A 15400-nucleotide genomic window follows, 5' to 3' on the forward strand; every position below is an offset into this window, starting at 1 on the left:
TCGTATATCCCCCTCAATGCTAAATACGGCCTATTTCCAAGCGAGTACGATTACGCCCGCCAAGATAATTGTGGCACCAATCCAGCGCTGCAGCGGTACCGATTCGTGAAATATAAATACAGCTGCAACAAGCGCAATGACGTACGCCAAGCTTTGCAGCGGATAAGCTAAGCTAAGCGGCAGCTTTTTGAGAACGTATAACCACAAAACCGTCGCGATGCCGTACAAAACAAGCCCCGACCAAATATGGGGTGACCAGAGCAGCGATACCCAAGTATCACCTTTCGCCGTATCCATTTTGTTCATTCCTGTTTTCCACAACAATTGACCTGAAACGAGCAGCAAAATATTAAGAAACAATATAATATAAGCCATTATGAATCCGACCTTTTGCGTTCATGCAATTCGTGATGCAATATTCCAAGTTCTTGCGTGAGCCGAATAACCTTCTCCGACAATTTCGATACGATAACCGTAAGATGCAGGATAAGTGCGATGCAGAACAAAATACCAACCAAAAATAACAGCGCCGGTGCATAATCGATACCAACAGCATCTGCCAATGCATCAATGATCTGTACGCGAACGGATAAAATAAGCATTACCACGCCAAACAACAGCCAAAGCATCGAATACTGCTCGCGCAGCAGTCTCCGGTTAATCAACATAATCAGTACAAACAAAAAACCTACACTTGTGATAATCCACAAGGCTTGCATGGTGTATCCTCCTTCAAGCGATCACGAACTCATATTTGTAGCAAAAAAATTGAAGCCGCCCTTGCTTCTAGGATTGAACCTCAGCCGGCTTGGTTGACTTCAGGCTGCGTATAAACAACGCCAGCGTAACCTTAATCATATAATACACAGAACGCATTGCATTTATTGATGATGTCCCGCCCGTACGTGCTTCCATGACAACCGCAACCTCGCTTGTACGCAAACCGCTGCGATGGATCAACACAATGGAATCCACCTCTGGGTAATCCGTCGCATAATCGCTTTGAAATACCGAAATCGCCCGTTTGTTGGCTGCTCTGAAGCCTGACGTTACATCAAGCACCCGCTTATGCGTCATCGCGCTGACAATGGTAGACAAAATTTTAATGCCGGCTCTCCGAGACGCTGAAGAAAGAAAACCCGTTTGCTCAATAAAACGCGAGCCAATTGCCAAATCGGCTTTCCCGCTAAGCACGGGATCCAATATAAGGTGAAGCTGCTCCGCTTTATGCTGCCCGTCTCCATCCACTTGTACGGCAACATCATATCCATAGCGGTAAGCATAACGATATCCGGTCTGCATGGCGCCGCCAATACCCAGATTAGTCGGGAGTGTCACAACAGCCGCACCGTTCGCTTCAGCTACCTCGCGAGTTCGGTCCTTCGAGCCGTCATTAATGACCAATATATGAGCAGACGGGCAATGAGTCTTCACATCACGGATCACGTGGCTTATGCTGTGCTCTTCGTTGTAAGCCGGAATAATGATCAATATTTTTGAAGACGTCAACCCTTGCCGCAGAGACTCTCCGGTTACCGTGCTGTCCTTTTTCGTCATGACTGCGTTCACTCCATCACCACTCCATAAATCAAAGTTTGGGCACGCCAATGCGCACAATTAGATCAATTCTACTAGATAACTCTATTAGAAAGCAACAGAAACGATTGTGAAAATGTGTAAAAAATGTGCATTTCCCGCGGTTTTCCTATCCATTAGATGTATAATATAGCAATTTATGTTTGATAGATATGACGAGACCATTAAAAAAATATCGCCTGGTGAGCAGCCTTAGACTGATACCAGACGATATTTAGACGTTTCTTCATTATAAAAAGTTGCTTACATTTGACCGGAGATTTTTGCTTTCAAAGCATCTTTGCTTTGAACGCCGACCATTTTGTCAACGGGTTGACCGTCTTTGAACAAAATCAATGTCGGAATGCTCATAACGCCAAATTGGGAAGCAAGCTCAGGCTGCTCATCCACGTTGATTTTTGCAATTACAGCTTGGCCTTCCAGCTCAGTTGCAAGCTCCTCAACAATTGGAAGCTGCATTTTGCAAGGTCCGCACCAAGGTGCCCAGAAATCTACAAGGGAAACGCCGTTTTGAATGCTCTCGTTAAAGTTTTCTTTTGTCAATGCTACTGCCATTTCAATCATCCTCTCCAAACAATGTGTATGATAAAGGGAATACCCGTCTCACCGCTTATTGAAACGTCATTTGCTATCCGCATGCATGAATTTGTTTCAACACGTCCTGAATCGTTATCGCGCTAAAATGGCTTTCCAGCTGTTTCTCCGCCGTGCAAAATATACCGAACATCACTTGATTCATATTCGATCCAACGACACAATCCATCTCTGGATTGCCCGAGCACCAACTCGGAATGAGCGAGCCTTGTGCCATCACTCGATAGATGTCAGCAAGTGTTACCACATTGGGATCAATCGTCAGCCTGTAGCCTCCGCCTGAGCCTTCACGGGTATCCACATATCCACTGCGGCGCAAACCACCCATTACCTTGCGAACACGAGCAGAGTGCGTACCGACATTCTCGGCAATCATATCGCTGCTAGCCATTCGTTCTGGTAAATAAGCCAAGTAAACGAGACTGTGTACGGCAATCGTAAATTCGCTGTTCACTGTTTATGGGCCTCCCTGCTTTGTACTGTAATTTTATCAGTTACAGTTAAGTTTGTCAATAGACAGGTCGCCAAATCACTTTCTTAGCATACGGAAGGAATGATCCCGTTATCCCCGCTCAATTTTTGGATAGCGCCGCAAGTATTTTTTCGCCTATTGTCATGTTTGTGCGTGCTCTCCGAATAAATATGAATTGTGCCCCCTTATTCGGTTTAGCCGACCTAGCCGATAGGCACATGCTTCCTAAACTAGTTTTACTTTGTAAAACTTTAAGGAGGTGACGCAAAATGGCATTATTTTGGAATCGATGGATACCCGTTCGTACGGAAGGGGGTTCTAGATCGGAGTTGATTGACCGATTGGAGGCCCATTTCAAAGCCAATGGACTGAAATCCAAAATTACCATTGAAGGCAATTCCTTGAGACGGATTCATGTGCTTAAAAAGGATGCCGATCTCGCCAAGGTGCTGCTAGATGCTTTTGACGAGGAGCATTAACATGGTACGGCAGCGTTACTCCAAGCAGCGGCATTCTTAGCGGATGCAGCTGCTTGGCCCCCTTGTTAGGACGAGCGTCCGATGACTGAAGAGTTTCTCATCCATCGGTAACCTTTGCGAACGCCGTTCAGCACCCATTCGGGCACGGGGATCGCCTTCTTGGACAGAAAGGGCATGTAAATTTTATTGTAGGCTTTCTTCAAATCCTCCCACATCGTACACGGCTCTTCCTTCAAAAAATCGGAAATATCCAGGACGATGCCGCGTCCATCCTTCACCATGACATTTTTGCCATGCACATCATGCGGATGTAGGCCCCGGGACCTTGCATAATCGAGTGCTTCATCGATATCCTGAATCACCTTTTCGGGAATAACGACTCCATCAATGATGCATTGATACAGCGTTTTTCCTTTCAGCCGTTTCAAGATCAAATAATAATGCCCGTTATGCTCACCGGCGTGATAACACATCGAATAGGCAGGATGGCTGCCAATCCGCTTATAAACCTCGCATTCGCTCTCCCAGCCCTCGCGGCCAGGCGCGTATACCTTTACAGCAATATCCGAATAATCGCGGTGCGTAAACACACCCGCATAATTGCCAGCGCCCAGAAGCTTCCAGCCTTGCGGGGTCTCGTCCACACGGATCGGATCCGCAGGGTCGATACTGCCCAGAACAAGCTCGGAAAGCAGAGTCTTCTTCATTAGCCCGATAAATGACTCCAACTGCTTCTCATCCATCATGAGTGTTCCCTCTTTCTTTATCCACGAACAATGTTTTCTTTCATTGTAAGACCCCCCGCCATAAAAATAAAGACCATGACAAAAAGCTCTCCAGCTCTCCATCACGGTCTTATGCGATTTCACGAGACTTAATGGCCTCCGCTTACGACCTTTAATCCAATAACTCCCGAAATAATCATCGATAAAAATAACAATTTACGCCAATCCCGGGATTCTCCGAAAATAAACATCCCGAGCATAACACTGCCGATCGAGCCGATTCCCGTCCATATGCCGTATGCGGTGCTGATCGGGATGGTCTGAAGCGCCTTGGACAAGAAGAAAAAGCTGACAAAGCCTGCGCCAATCGCTCCTACCGTACCCTTCCAGCGTTTAAATCCGTCAGACAACTTCATAAACGTTACGCCGCCGACTTCCCCTAATCCGGAAATAATTAAAAAGACCCAAGCCATATTAAGATCCCACCTTTTCTCGCTCTATGTGGACTGCGCTTGACCGATTCGCTTCAGCCTTGGCTGCAGGCTTTTCCTTCGACACCAGCTTCAGCCCGACGATGCCGCCGACAAGCAAAGCAATAAAAAATAAACGCCAGAAATCAGTCGGCTCATCCAAAATCAGAATACCCGCTACAACGGTACCCACCGTACCGATCCCCGTAAACATTGCGTACGCAACGCCAATTTCAATCGTACGCATCGCGCGGGCAAACAGCATAAAGCTGGCTGCGAGCAGCACGACCGTAATGATACTGGGCACAAGCTGCGTAAAGCCCTCCGAATATTTAAGGCCGAACGTCCAGCCTACCTCAAGAAATCCCGCCAACAATAAAAATACCCACTGCATGCTTATTCATCCCTCTCCCGCTGTCATCGTCCAAAGCAACCATAATGATTGCCATACCATTTGCTTTCTTTTTTCGAACAGCTCTTCTTCGTATAATTGGTTTTCGACGAGCAATCCATCAACGCATACGTAAAAAACGGCTATTAAACGTTCTTCCTCTTCCGGGTTAAAAAGCCCCTCTGCCGCTCCTTTATGAATGACTGCAGCAATCCCTTCGCTCAGCTCATTCTCGTGCCGCAGGAAATCCTGCCTAAGCTGATCCCTCAAATGGCGCGGAGGCACAAGAATCGTCCGCTTCAAAAAGGCCTGGCCGGTTGTTATATGGTTAAGATCCGTGAAGAAAGCGAACAATCGATATACCTGCTGCTTAATCGGCTCCTGCTCCATTTCTCGAAGAAGCTCCACATACTGCTTCAGCTCTTCCGCAATCACTTCTTGAATTAGCTGGACGAACAGCTGCTCTTTCGATTTATAATGCGCATAAATGGACGGCGTCTTAATGCCAACCGCCTTGGCAATTTCTGATAGGGCCGCTCCCTCATAGCCGGATTCCGTAAACATCGTTAATGCCGCCTGCTTAATTTTCTCCGCCGTTGTAGGCTCACTACTCATCATTCATTCCTCCGTCATGCTCGGCTCGCCCGTTTACCTAACGAACGTTAGTTAGTTTATCGAAATTGTAAGACGCTTTTGACAAAAAGTCAAGGCTTGCTGGAACAGAAAAAAAAGCCATACATGCTCCCCTTCACTTGGAGAACAGATACGGCTTCCCTGTTTTATTGCTTCTTGATTTGATTATTTTCGATTCGGTTGTTTTTAATTCCGTTGTATTTGCCCCACAGCATCCAGCAAGCATTAAAGATCATAGCGAGTGCGATGCTGAGCACCATCACCATAACATTTAGGATGAGGAAATAAACGAGCAGCAGTCCAAAGTCGGTGTTATTTTGGGATAGCGGCAGAATCTGGCTTAACACGAATGCAAGCAACACGCTGAACGGGATCCAAAACAAGAAGATGAAGATCGGAAAGTACCAATGCCGATTTCGAAACAGCTTAACGATGGGAATCGCGAATGCGAGAATCATTAGACCGCATACCAGGTAGCTGCGCTCCACGATTGCACTGTTAAAGTAAGCCGTATACAAAAATGCATTTCCAGCCGCGGCATAAATAAGGCTGAGCAGCAGCACCGCGCGCATCGAGCGCTTAAACAACACCTGCTCCTTCACCGTTTCTTCCATTAATCGCCTACGATTTCTTGCAGCGCCTGGATAAAAGCATTCATTTCTTCATCCGTTCCGATGCTTACCCGCAAGTATTCATCGATGCGTGGCTGATCGAAATAACGGACCAATACGCCTTTGTCGCGCAGCTGCTGGAAGATCGCTTTAGCCGCGAGTGATTTATGTGAAATGAATACAAAATTCGCTTTCGAATCGGTTACCTTGAAGTCCATCGCGAGAAGCCGCTCCGTTACACGCTCCCGCGTGGCGATCACTTTCGCTGTCGTTTCCTTGAAATAAGCATCATCCTCAAAGGAAGCAACCGCCCCTGCCAGCGCAAGCCGGTCAATCGTATAGGAATTAAATGAATTTTTGATTCGATTCAATCCTTCAATTAGCTCCTCGCTGCCAAATGCAAACCCAACACGCAAGCCTGCCAAAGAACGAGATTTCGAGAGCGTCTGAACGACGAGCAAATTCGGGTAATCCTTAATAAGCTCTACCGCCGACTGTCCTCCAAAATCAATATAGGCTTCATCGATGATGACAGCCTGATTAGGATGGTCTGCAAGCAGCTTGCGAATATCATCGAGCGGAAGCAATTGGGCGGTTGGCGCATTGGGATTCGGTATGATGATACCGCCGTTATCCGCGCGGAAGTCTCCGACCCGTACATGGAACTGCTCGTCCAGCGGAACAAGCTCCGTCTGCAGGCCGTAGAGCTTAGCGTATACCTTATAGAAGCTATAAGTGATATCCGGGAACAACAGCTTCTTAGCCGGATCGAAGAATGCCGCGAAAGCAAATGCCAAAATTTCATCCGAGCCATTGCCTGCAAACACCTGCCCGGCGGGCAATCCGTAATAGGCGGCAGCCGCATTCACAAGACTCTCGCAGGTAGGATCGGGGTACAAACGCAGGTCGGCATTTGCCGCATCCTTAATTGCCTCGATGACCTTCGGAGAAGGCGGGTAGGGGTTCTCATTTGTATTCAGCTTGATATACGTTTTATCCTTCGGCTGTTCGCCAGGCACGTACGGCACGAGCGAAGCTGTCAGCGGACTCCAAAATTTACTCAATGGTTACTCTTCCTTTCGTTTTTGGCATTCCAGTCACTGCTATTATATTAACATTAATGCGTTAGCGAATTACTGAACAATTACTCTTATCGCAATGATCACAATAATAATCACGATGGCAGATAGAATCAAAGCAGGGATTAACATGCTCCCGAGCGATTTCCACGCCGAAAATTGATGGGCTTCGGCTACTGCTTTTACAAAAATAATAAAGCTCCAAACCGAGAAAACCAATTCGATCAAGCCTAGAAACAACAGTAAAACCGTTAGCAGCACACTGCTGTCGATTCGCGGCGTCTCGTACATAAACATCTCTTGTCCGAACAATAGGATCTGGGGGATCCAAATGAGAGACGGTATCCGATTCTCCCTCACTAGCTTAAATGCGAGCATTAGACTTGACGAACGAGAAGCTTCATACTCAGCAATCCAAGCAGCGCCCCAAATGTGTTAAGAATGATATCGTCGATATCGAAGCTGCCCACGCGCGTCAGCATTTGAGTCATTTCCACGATTGTAATGAGCATGATCGAGGCAGCGGTGAGAACAAGTCCGCGGCTGTACTTCTTATTTAACAGCGGAAGAAATAGGCCAATCGGCATGAAGAGGACGATATTGCCGAATAAGTTCTTGAACCAGATATCAAAGTTAAAATGATCATAATGGATGATGTATTTTTTGATCGTATAAAAAGGAACTAAATTATAGCTATAGCCTTCGCCAAAATAACGATTGCGATAAAATAACAGCCAGCACATGATCAGCGCATACCCAAACGCAAGCGCGGTGAGAAACAGGTTCAGCAGCAAACTTTTAAAATGGGCATTCGGGTACAACCGCATCGTCTACAGCCTCCACGGCACAGAATAAACGTTAAACTCATCCGCTCCGGTAATCGCTAGTCCATTGAGCTGAAGTCCGGTCGAGCAGCCGCCGTCGACGCCAATCTTTCCGGGACCAAACCAAATATCAGGTTTTCCGTGGATATCAATCGTTTTGGTATGGCCGAAGATAACGGTTTTAGTTACGTTCGTCGGTCTGCTTAAGAAAGGCTGCTTGATATAGAGAAAATCTCTGGTCGGCTGATCCTTCCAATTCAAATAGTTCGGATTAAGTCCGGCATGCACATAAATAAAATGCTCATCCTCATGATAGTAAGGCAGGTTATCGAGAAACGCCATGTGATGCGTAAAATGCTCCTGAACAGCTGCTTTCGCTTGTTCGATGACATGCTCTATCGAGCCCTGCTTGATACCAGCGTAACTCTCTGCCGTTTGCCTTCCTCCATGTCCGGTAAACTTGAGCAGCGCCTGCTCGCTCCTCTCCAACATGACATCGACGAGCCGTTCGTCATGATTGCCTTGAATAGCTATCGCGCCGTCTTTTTGAACCAGCCCGATGACCTGCTCCACCACTTCCCGGCTCTGGGGACCGCGATCGACGAAATCGCCAAGCAGCATCAGCTGATCCTCTCCCGGGCAATAGTTCATCTGTTCGAGCAAATCATTAAACGGCGTATAGCAGCCATGTATATCGCTTATTACCAGTGTTCTCTTCATACGCGTCTCCCCGAGATCACAAGATCTCTCTCTACGCCGTCGAGTACCGCGACCTTAGGAAGATGCCCCCATACCTCAAAGCCGAACTTGCGAAGCAGCGCCAAGCTTGGCTCATTGTGCCCAAACACGAAGCCGAGCAGCGTGCTGAGGCCCAGACGAGGACATTCATCGATGGCCTTCTGAATTAGCACGGAGCCGAGACCAAGCTTGCGATAGGGCTCCGCTATATATATGCTTATTTCTGCCGTTTCATTATAAGCAGGCCTGCCGTAAAACGATTGAAAGCTGAACCACGCCGCGACTTCTCCCTCAATGAGCAGAATCCACAGCGGACGAAAATCAGCCGAATGATCATCGAACCACGCTCTCTTGCTCTCTACCGTTGCAGGCTCCAAATCTGCCGTAACCATCCTGCTTGCAACCGTTGAATTATAAATGTCGACAATACGCTCCAGATCGCTTAGCTGCGCATCCGCTATTTCATATTGTAGCTGTCTGGTCATGCTCGCCACCTCTTACCCTTCTATGTTATTCTTGCATTTTCTTGAAATAGGACTCTCAGAGCTTTGACAAATTATATCATATCACTCATTGCGCGCTATATATTTATTGTAGTCCGCAGGGGTATTTAAATTGATAAAATAGGATGATTCTCCCTGCTCTTGCAGATTGATCTCCACGGACCGAAGCCGGTTAAGCAGTCCCATTAAACGGAAATCACCCGCTTTTAGCGCTGCTTCTATTTGTCCTGCCGTCCTTGCATGGTAAAGCGCATGAAATGGCTGGCCGGGGGCGTAAATAACATCTGCCCCGCTATCCGTATGAGTAAGAAGAGCGGAAAGCAGCTCCTCAGACAGCTGCGGCATATCGCATGCCATCGTAAATACATAACCGTCACCAATAGCAGATAAACCAGCATGAAGCCCCGATAACGGTCCGCATTCAGGAATAAGATCAACAGCGAAGCTCACCGTCTCTCCCAAATCGCCCAAGCTCTCCCGATATAGCGCTTCGCGCTCAGGTGATCCAACCGATACCGTCACATGCTGCGTCAAACGCGATACTTCTTCTACGAGCCGATAGAGGAGCGGCTTGCCCGCAATAGGCAGCAGCGCTTTATCCGTTCCCATCCTCGTGCTTAGCCCGCCAGCGAGTATCAAACCTTGAATATGATGGTTTTCCATGTTCCCATCCCCCTATAAATAGAAAGAAAGCCTGCCGAGTATTGACGCTCGACAGGCTTTAGTCTTCATTTTGCCTTATGCTTTAGACGGATCGAATGAGCTCTTCAGCGATACGATACGGTTGAAAGCCAGTTTCTCGGGCGTCGTATCCTTCGGATCAACATTAAAGTAGCCGTGACGGAAAAATTGAAACTTGTCTCCGCCCGCAGCATCCTTCATGTTAGGCTCAACGAAGCCTTGCAGCACTTCAAGCGAATTCGGGTTAATGCATTCCAGAAAAGGCTTGCCATCCTCTTCGGCTTCGCTCGTAATCAGCGGCTCGAACAAGCGGAAGTCTGCAGCAACGGCTTGCGATGCTTCGACCCAATGAATCGTGCCTTTCACTTTGCGTTCATTAAAACCGGAGCCGCTCTTCGTCTTCGGATCATACGTGCAGTGCAGCTCGATTACATTTCCCGCCTCATCCTTTACGACTTCTTGGCAGGTGATGAAATACGCATGCTTCAATCGCACTTCGTTGCCAGGGAATAGACGGAAATATTTATTCGGAGGATTTTCCATGAAATCATCCTGTTCAATGTAAATCTCGCGCGAAAACGGAATTTGACGCGTGCCCATTTCTTCGTTCTCCGCATTATTCTCGGCATCCAGCAGCTCGGTTTGACCTTCCGGATAGTTTGTAATCACAACTTTAAGTGGACGGAGGACAGCCATTGTCCGAAGTGCTTTCAGCTTCAAATCTTCTCTGATAAAATGCTCAAGATTGCGCTCGTCAACTAGACTGTTGCTCTTCGATACCCCGATCTCGCGGCAGAATGCGCGCATCGCTTCGGGCGTGTAGCCCTTGCGGCGCAAACCGCTTATCGTCGGCATACGCGGATCATCCCAGCCGTCTACTACGGCTTCGTCTACCAATTGCTTCAGCTTGCGCTTGCTCATGACGGTGTTCGTCACATTAAGACGGGCAAATTCATATTGGCGCGGAGTTGCTTCCATCTCGCACTCTGCGATCGTCCAGTCATACAGCGGACGGTGATCCTCGAACTCCAGCGTACAAATGGAATGCGTGATACCTTCAATTGCATCGCTTAGCGGATGAGCATAATCGTACATCGGATAGATGCACCAAGCATCGCCCGTGCGGTGGTGATGGGTATGCGCAATACGGTACAGAACAGGGTCGCGCAAAGTAATGTTCGGCGAAGCCATATCGATCTTGGCGCGCAGCACTCTCTCGCCGTCCTGGAACTCGCCCGCGCGCATGCGCGTGAACAAATCAAGGTTTTCTTCCACGGTGCGGCTGCGGTAAGGGCTTTCCTTGCCCGGCTCGGTCAACGTACCGCGATATTCGCGGGTTTGCTCGGCCGTTAGATCGCAGACATACGCTTTACCCTTCTTAATCAAGAGCACCGCACGGTTATAAAGCTCCTCAAAGTAATCCGACGCAAAACGAAGCTCGTCCCACTCGAAGCCAAGCCAGCGGACATCCTCTTGAATGGATTCCACATACTCCGTATCTTCTTTGAGCGGGTTTGTATCGTCAAAACGCAAATTGGTTCTGCCCTTGAACTCATCGGCGAGCTCAAAGTTCAGACAGATCGACTTGGCATGTCCAATATGCAAATAGCCATTCGGCTCCGGCGGAAAACGAGTGACAATTTCCTGTACGTGGCCGCTCTTCAAATCTTCGACTACAATGTTTTTTATGAAATTCGAGGATGATGACTTGTTCTCTACAGCATTCTCCATCTGCGACCAACCTTTCCCACGAAAAATATTTATCCTCTTATAATACACAAATTTCCGCGAAATTATAATACTCCCTCTGGTTCTACGGTAGAAAGCAGCATAACCCGACCTCAAAATGAGGCGGGTTAGCGATACGCAGATCCATCATGAATAGATTTGCCTATTATTTAATGGTATTCTTCGCTATTTTGCTGCTTAATCGCTTCAAAAATCATAAACATCAAAACCGGATGATGCCTGACGAGTAGAGGAATACGAGCAATACGAGAATGGGCGCGACGTAGCGAAGCATGAACAGCCACAGCCGCAGCCACCATGAAGACAAGCCCGCCTCCTCCGCCGCCCCGCGCCAAGCATAGCCGACGAACAGCGTGACGACCAGCCCCCCGAGCGGCAGCACGATGTTAGAGCATACGAAGTCCATCCAATCAAAAAACGGCTTGCCGCCAAACGTCAGCCAAGGCACTTTGTTTCCCAAAGATAAGGCTGAGGGCAATCCGATCAAGAAGCAAAGCAGCGTTAGAAAAATAACCGAAAAGCTGCGGCGCCAGCCAAATGCCTCGCGGACGAAGGCAATCGGCACTTCGAGCAGCGAGACTGTGGAAGTCAAGGCAGCGAAAGCAAGCAGAACAAAAAACAAACCGCCAAAAAACGATCCGAGCGGCATGGCCGAGAACGCGGCCGGTAGCGCTACGAATACAAGGCTCGGTCCCTGCGACGCTTCTAGACCGAAGACAAACGTCGTAGGAAATATAATCAAACCCGCGAGAAAAGCATAAATTAAATCCCCTGCGCCAATGGCCAGCGTAGCCAGACCCAGCGATTGCCGCTTATCGACATATGCGCCGTATGTCATCATCGCTCCCATACCGAGCGACAACGAGAAGAAGGCGTGGCCAAGCGCGACAAGCGCGGATTCCGCCGACAGCTTGCTAAAGTCCGGCTTTAGAAAAAAAGCTGCCCCCTCTCCCGCTCCTTCCAGCGACAATGCTCGTATACACAGCACAACAAGCAAAATAACCAGTCCTGGAATCAATATCTTATTAAACTTCTCAATGCCGGCCGAGACGCCCCGTATAATAATGAAGCCTGTCAGAAGCAGCACGATGAATTGCCAGAAAACAGGCATCCAACTGTTATTAAAATCACTGAACAGCAGCCCAAAATCATTATGCTTGAATAGTTCTCCCGAAAATGACAGCATGGCGTAATGCAAAGTCCAGCCAGCAACAACCGCATAGAAGGACAAGATGACAAACGCGCCTAATATCGTAATAAACCCAAAGCCGCCCCACAGCTTATGACCGCTTAGACGAATGAGCGACGTGGACGCATTGCCTCTGCCGCCCCGCCCTACCGCCAGCTCAGCAAGCAGAACCGGCAGTCCGACCAACAGCAAGCATATAACGAAGAGCAAGAAAAAAGCCGCACCACCGTACTGCCCTGTTATATAGGGAAACTTCCACATGTTCCCCAGTCCGACCGCGCTTCCTATCGCCGCCAGAATAAAACCTGAGGATGAGAATCTCTCTCCCGCAGATTGCGTTTTTTCTTGCAAGGAATCTGATTGGCGCTGATCCTTCATATAAATAATCCCCCCATGCGGTAACTTTCGATGCGAAATTCGACGTGTTGATGGGTAGTATGACCATTTTTGAAAAATATATCTGCATTTGTACCGGTCAAATGGCGCGCAAGCCCGTCAGCATTCGAACAGCGCAATTGGCATGTGCATTGGACAGCTATCATTGCTGCTTAATGGGCAAAGCTTGTCTGTGATTAGCGGCAGCTGCTGTATGAATCCAATAGTTATGACCTTTTATTGATTAACTAATTTCACACACAGAGAATAGAGAAACCCCCAACCCTATTAGCTAGTTGAAACATACCGGAAAATCAAATTCCCGTTAATTTTATTTGCACATTATCAACTTATGAATTAATCGAACGATATTGGTAGTTTTCTTATACGATAACGCATTTTAAGGATATTACATCGGATCGTCCACAAATTAAATGCATAATAAAAACTAAAATGAACAGTGACATTCGAATTATAGAACTTCTATAATCCCCCTTCCAAGAACATTGAAAAGCGGTTAATACACCCGTTCAATTTCTGTTTATTTTCAACCTGATTTGAAAGACAAGCGTTTATCGAAACCGCTCTGAGACCTGATATATTTACATGACAATAGAGAGTGTAAGGGGCATGATTGGCTCGAGCTTAAAAGTCTGGGAGCGGGACTGGAGCGCTGCATGATAGTGCATACAATCGTTCAAGTTCGCAAACGAAGGTATATTGAAGCCGGATATATGAGGAGAACGAAGGGTTCAATAAAGACAAGCAGTATCCCTGAATAGGAGCTGCTAGCAGCATTTTCTCTAATAATAGCTTGTCCATAGGATCCCAATTAGATGGATTCTTCAGCCTCTCTCCTTAAATACAAAAGGGAGCCAGTCCTGAGACTGGTTCCCTTTCCGAATAACTTCGTACATGTTTACGAATATACTCACTTGTTCTTTCTGTTCGTCATGTATAGCTATCGTTTGTTAAAGAATTATCCGTAATTAGGAGTAAATTCGCCTTCAAACGTCAGCCTTCCCTGCAAAACGACTAAAATAGCCATTATATGGGCTTTTTTTCGCCGGGAAGCCGCATCTATTTCATTTTTTAGTGAGGGAGCATTAAAGCAATCGCTCAATTTCGGCTCTCATATCGAGTGGTTCATAGGTTGATTCGAACCGTTTTACGACGTTTCCTTCGCGATCAATTAGTAATTTAGTTAAGTTCCATTTAATGGAATTCTCTACTAGGTAATGCGGCAGTTTTTCGTCAAGGAAGGCATTTAGCATTTTGCTGCTCTGCTCACTTGTGTCAAAACCTTCGAAGGGTGCTTCCTCAGTAAATATTTGAATAAGGGATGAGCCGTTTCGTCCCGCACGTCTGTCTTGTCGAAAAGCGGAAACGTAACACCGTAGATAACTTCGTTTATGTTTACGAATATACTCACTGATGCATTCTGTTCATCATGTATAGCTATCGTTTGTTAAACAATTGTCCGTAATTAGGTGTAAATTCGCCTTCAAACGTCAGCCTTTCCTGCAAAACGACTAAAATAGCCATTATATGGGCTTTTTTTCGCCGGGAAGCCGCATCTATTTCATTTTTTAGTGAGGGAGCATTAAAGCAATCGCTCAATTTCGACCCTCATATCGAGTGGTTTATGGGTTGATTCGAACCGTTTTACGACGTTTCCTTCGCGGTCAATTAGAAATTTAGTGAAGTTCCATTTAATGGAGTTATCCACCAGGTAATGCGGCAGTTTCTCGTCAAGGAAGTCATTTAGCATTTTGCCGCTTGTGTCAAAACCTTCGAAGGGTGCTGCCTCCGTCAAATATTTGAATAAGGGATGAGCCGTTTCGTCCCGCACGTCCGTCTTGTCGAATAGCGGAAACGTAACACCGTAGTTCAGTTGGCAGAAGCTTTGAACATCGGAATTCGCACCTGGCTCCTGTTCGCCAAACTGATTGCTCGGAAAACCAAGAATCTCAAGCCCTTGATCCTTATATTCTCCATATAGCTTTTGCAGATCCGTGTATTGCGGCGTGAAGCCGCATTTACTGGCCGTATTGACGACAATCAACACCTTGCCCTTATATTGCTCCATGCTCTGCTGTTCACCTTTTATTGTCTCTAGTTCGTATGAATAAATGCTCATTGCCAACTGCCTCCTCTAACGGATTTTAATTTTTAAAAATTAAATTGTATACAATTTATTATATAAGAAGAATAACATGAACAATGAGCGACTGTCAATGAAAAAGGACTGCTACTCAGGCGATTTACAACCTGCGTGCAGTCCTTGCCAT

General features: G+C 47.0%; 20 protein-coding genes. 1 reads left to right on the plus strand and 19 read right to left on the minus strand.

The genetic code is table 11. The features are described 5' to 3' along the window. Nucleotides 1-30: 30 nt before the first annotated feature. The 5 genes from AC1DLI_RS07005 to AC1DLI_RS07025 all read right to left on the minus strand — a co-directional run bounded on the left by AC1DLI_RS07005 (nt 31) and on the right by AC1DLI_RS07025 (nt 2644). Entirely contained in the window at nt 31-375 is a 345-nt protein-coding gene (locus tag AC1DLI_RS07005; protein WP_477600910.1) for an EamA family transporter, read from the minus strand. After that, entirely contained in the window at nt 375-719 is a 345-nt protein-coding gene (locus AC1DLI_RS07010; RefSeq protein WP_364151903.1) for a DUF2304 domain-containing protein, read from the minus strand. Before AC1DLI_RS07010 ends, AC1DLI_RS07005 begins: the two co-directional genes overlap by 1 nt. A 67-nt stretch (nt 720-786) precedes the next feature. Further along, entirely contained in the window at nt 787-1557 is a 771-nt protein-coding gene (locus AC1DLI_RS07015) for a glycosyltransferase family 2 protein (protein WP_477600912.1), read from the minus strand. A 282-nt stretch (nt 1558-1839) separates the two neighbouring features. After that, nucleotides 1840-2151 carry a thioredoxin gene (gene trxA, locus AC1DLI_RS07020; protein ID WP_308995288.1) on the minus strand — a complete coding sequence of 104 codons (312 nt, stop codon included), beginning with the start codon at nt 2149-2151 and terminating at the stop codon, nt 1840-1842. Nucleotides 2152-2224: 73 nt separating this feature from the next. Next, nucleotides 2225-2644 carry an RrF2 family transcriptional regulator gene (locus AC1DLI_RS07025; protein ID WP_076266281.1) on the minus strand — a complete coding sequence of 140 codons (420 nt, stop codon included), beginning with the start codon at nt 2642-2644 and terminating at the stop codon, nt 2225-2227. 287 nt (nt 2645-2931) lie between these two features. Between AC1DLI_RS07025 and AC1DLI_RS07030 the strand changes: the two genes are divergently transcribed. Next, the gene (locus AC1DLI_RS07030; protein ID WP_308995289.1) at nt 2932-3141 is read left to right on the plus strand and encodes a ubiquitin family protein; all 210 of its coding nucleotides are present in this window, start codon (nt 2932-2934) and stop codon (nt 3139-3141) included. Nucleotides 3142-3206: 65 nt separating this feature from the next. Here the strand turns inward: AC1DLI_RS07030 and AC1DLI_RS07035 are convergent, their stop codons facing one another. From AC1DLI_RS07035 to AC1DLI_RS07100, 14 genes are all read right to left on the minus strand, one after another. Beyond that, nucleotides 3207-3887: a serine/threonine-protein kinase gene (locus tag AC1DLI_RS07035; RefSeq protein ID WP_308995290.1), complete on the minus strand. Its 681-nt coding sequence runs from the start codon at nt 3885-3887 to the stop codon at nt 3207-3209. A 128-nt stretch (nt 3888-4015) separates the two neighbouring features. After that, a complete protein-coding gene (locus AC1DLI_RS07040; RefSeq protein WP_477600915.1) occupies nt 4016-4339 on the minus strand; it encodes a DMT family transporter in 324 nt (107 codons plus the stop codon). A 1-nt stretch (nt 4340) separates the two neighbouring features. Then, the gene (locus tag AC1DLI_RS07045) at nt 4341-4730 is read right to left on the minus strand and encodes a DMT family transporter (protein ID WP_477600917.1); all 390 of its coding nucleotides are present in this window, start codon (nt 4728-4730) and stop codon (nt 4341-4343) included. 6 nt (nt 4731-4736) lie between these two features. Next, nucleotides 4737-5342 (minus strand): TetR/AcrR family transcriptional regulator, encoded by a 606-nt coding sequence (locus AC1DLI_RS07050; protein ID WP_477600919.1) that lies wholly within the window; start codon nt 5340-5342, stop codon nt 4737-4739. Nucleotides 5343-5506: 164 nt separating this feature from the next. After that, entirely contained in the window at nt 5507-5974 is a 468-nt protein-coding gene (locus AC1DLI_RS07055) for a hypothetical protein (protein WP_477600921.1), read from the minus strand. After that, on the minus strand, nt 5974-7035 hold the full coding sequence (gene hisC, locus AC1DLI_RS07060) for a histidinol-phosphate transaminase (RefSeq protein ID WP_477600923.1): 1062 nt from the start codon (nt 7033-7035) through the stop codon (nt 5974-5976). Before hisC ends, AC1DLI_RS07055 begins: the two co-directional genes overlap by 1 nt. A 69-nt stretch (nt 7036-7104) precedes the next feature. Further along, nucleotides 7105-7341: a hypothetical protein gene (locus AC1DLI_RS07065; RefSeq protein WP_477600925.1), complete on the minus strand. Its 237-nt coding sequence runs from the start codon at nt 7339-7341 to the stop codon at nt 7105-7107. Nucleotides 7342-7427: 86 nt separating this feature from the next. Then, nucleotides 7428-7877 carry a VanZ family protein gene (locus AC1DLI_RS07070; RefSeq protein WP_477600927.1) on the minus strand — a complete coding sequence of 150 codons (450 nt, stop codon included), beginning with the start codon at nt 7875-7877 and terminating at the stop codon, nt 7428-7430. 3 nt (nt 7878-7880) lie between these two features. After that, nucleotides 7881-8594, minus strand: a complete 714-nt coding sequence (locus AC1DLI_RS07075) for a metallophosphoesterase family protein (RefSeq protein WP_477600929.1) — start codon at nt 8592-8594, stop codon at nt 7881-7883. Next, complete coding sequence (locus AC1DLI_RS07080; RefSeq protein WP_477600931.1) at nt 8591-9097, minus strand: N-acetyltransferase family protein; 507 nt, start codon at nt 9095-9097, stop codon at nt 8591-8593. The genes AC1DLI_RS07075 and AC1DLI_RS07080 overlap by 4 nt, the downstream gene beginning before the upstream one ends. An 81-nt stretch (nt 9098-9178) precedes the next feature. Continuing rightward, on the minus strand, nt 9179-9778 hold the full coding sequence (mobA, locus tag AC1DLI_RS07085; RefSeq protein ID WP_477600933.1) for a molybdenum cofactor guanylyltransferase: 600 nt from the start codon (nt 9776-9778) through the stop codon (nt 9179-9181). 75 nt (nt 9779-9853) lie between these two features. Further along, on the minus strand, nt 9854-11527 hold the full coding sequence (locus AC1DLI_RS07090; RefSeq protein ID WP_477600935.1) for a glutamine--tRNA ligase/YqeY domain fusion protein: 1674 nt from the start codon (nt 11525-11527) through the stop codon (nt 9854-9856). Nucleotides 11528-11747: 220 nt separating this feature from the next. After that, nucleotides 11748-13112: a sodium-dependent transporter gene (locus tag AC1DLI_RS07095; RefSeq protein ID WP_477600937.1), complete on the minus strand. Its 1365-nt coding sequence runs from the start codon at nt 13110-13112 to the stop codon at nt 11748-11750. A 1600-nt stretch (nt 13113-14712) separates the two neighbouring features. After that, entirely contained in the window at nt 14713-15249 is a 537-nt protein-coding gene (locus AC1DLI_RS07100) for a glutathione peroxidase (RefSeq protein ID WP_477600939.1), read from the minus strand. Between the last annotated feature and the right edge of the window lie 151 nt (nt 15250-15400).

It is taken from the genome of Paenibacillus sp. 01T443, assembly GCF_056398325.1.

Excerpts from the sequence above, each read along its gene's own strand:
- AC1DLI_RS07075 (WP_477600929.1), bottom strand. The coding sequence starts at position 8,594 with ATGAAGAGAACACTGGTAATAAGCGATATACATGGCTGCTATACGCCG.
- AC1DLI_RS07055 (WP_477600921.1), bottom strand. The coding sequence starts at position 5,974 with ATGGAAGAAACGGTGAAGGAGCAGGTGTTGTTTAAGCGCTCGATGCGC.
- AC1DLI_RS07095 (WP_477600937.1), bottom strand. The coding sequence starts at position 13,112 with ATGAAGGATCAGCGCCAATCAGATTCCTTGCAAGAAAAAACGCAATCT.
- AC1DLI_RS07040 (WP_477600915.1), bottom strand. The coding sequence starts at position 4,339 with ATGGCTTGGGTCTTTTTAATTATTTCCGGATTAGGGGAAGTCGGCGGC.
- AC1DLI_RS07005 (WP_477600910.1), bottom strand. The coding sequence starts at position 375 with ATGGCTTATATTATATTGTTTCTTAATATTTTGCTGCTCGTTTCAGGT.
- AC1DLI_RS07100 (WP_477600939.1), bottom strand. The coding sequence starts at position 15,249 with ATGAGCATTTATTCATACGAACTAGAGACAATAAAAGGTGAACAGCAG.
- AC1DLI_RS07080 (WP_477600931.1), bottom strand. The coding sequence starts at position 9,097 with ATGACCAGACAGCTACAATATGAAATAGCGGATGCGCAGCTAAGCGAT.
- AC1DLI_RS07045 (WP_477600917.1), bottom strand. The coding sequence starts at position 4,730 with ATGCAGTGGGTATTTTTATTGTTGGCGGGATTTCTTGAGGTAGGCTGG.
- mobA (WP_477600933.1), bottom strand. The coding sequence starts at position 9,778 with ATGGAAAACCATCATATTCAAGGTTTGATACTCGCTGGCGGGCTAAGC.
- AC1DLI_RS07010 (WP_364151903.1), bottom strand. The coding sequence starts at position 719 with ATGCAAGCCTTGTGGATTATCACAAGTGTAGGTTTTTTGTTTGTACTG.
- AC1DLI_RS07030 (WP_308995289.1), top strand. The coding sequence starts at position 2,932 with ATGGCATTATTTTGGAATCGATGGATACCCGTTCGTACGGAAGGGGGT.
- trxA (WP_308995288.1), bottom strand. The coding sequence starts at position 2,151 with ATGGCAGTAGCATTGACAAAAGAAAACTTTAACGAGAGCATTCAAAAC.
- AC1DLI_RS07065 (WP_477600925.1), bottom strand. The coding sequence starts at position 7,341 with ATGTACGAGACGCCGCGAATCGACAGCAGTGTGCTGCTAACGGTTTTA.
- AC1DLI_RS07015 (WP_477600912.1), bottom strand. The coding sequence starts at position 1,557 with ATGACGAAAAAGGACAGCACGGTAACCGGAGAGTCTCTGCGGCAAGGG.
- AC1DLI_RS07035 (WP_308995290.1), bottom strand. The coding sequence starts at position 3,887 with ATGATGGATGAGAAGCAGTTGGAGTCATTTATCGGGCTAATGAAGAAG.
- AC1DLI_RS07050 (WP_477600919.1), bottom strand. The coding sequence starts at position 5,342 with ATGAGTAGTGAGCCTACAACGGCGGAGAAAATTAAGCAGGCGGCATTA.
- AC1DLI_RS07070 (WP_477600927.1), bottom strand. The coding sequence starts at position 7,877 with ATGCGGTTGTACCCGAATGCCCATTTTAAAAGTTTGCTGCTGAACCTG.
- AC1DLI_RS07090 (WP_477600935.1), bottom strand. The coding sequence starts at position 11,527 with ATGGAGAATGCTGTAGAGAACAAGTCATCATCCTCGAATTTCATAAAA.